General features: G+C 72.1%; 1 protein-coding gene. It reads right to left on the bottom strand.

Translation table 11 applies throughout. The annotated features are described in order from the left end of the window. A partial coding sequence (locus tag AC1D01_RS37535) for an FAD:protein FMN transferase (RefSeq protein ID WP_477875014.1) occupies positions 1-678 on the bottom strand: 678 nt, incomplete at both ends.

A 678-nucleotide genomic window follows, 5' to 3' on the forward strand; every position in this document is an offset into this window, starting at 1 on the left:
GTGCGCCGACCGCCCCGTCTTCGGGTCGATCACATGGTGGAAACGCTCGCCGTCGCGCTCGAAGAAGCGCTCGTAGTCGCCCGAGGTCGACATCGCCGTGTCTTCCAGCGGCAGCAGCGCGACGACCTCGCCGGGGCGGCGCGGGTCGCGCACCGCGATGTTCCACGGGCGGCCGCGGCGGTCGCCGAGCACGTAGCTGTCGCCGCCGGCCGCCACCACCGCATGGCGGATGCCGTGGCCGCGCAGGATCGCAGCGGCGCGGTCGACCGCATGGCCCTTGGCGAAGCCGCCCAGGTCGATGCGCATGCCGGGGTGGCCGAAGCGGACGGTCTTGTCTTCCGGATCGAGCAGCAATTGCTGCCAGCCGATCGCGGCGCGGGCCGCGGCCAGCTGGGCTTCGGTGGGCGCGCGCTGCTCGCGGTAGTCGTAGAGCTGGCCGGCGCTGGCGTAGGTGATGTCGAAGGCGCCATCGGAGAGGCGCGAGAAATGCAGCGCGCGTTCCAGCAGCCCGTACAGCTCGTTGCTGAGCGCCACCGGGTGGGCGGCGGCTTCGCGGTTGATGCGCGACAGCTCGGACGACGCCTTCACCGGGCTCATGGTCCAGTCGATGCGCTGCATGTCGGCCATCACGGCGGCAATGGCGGCCTCGCCGGCGAGGCGGTCGTCGCTCCACAGCTC

The sequence above is a fragment of the Rhizobacter sp. P3_B12 genome (genome assembly GCF_056402895.1).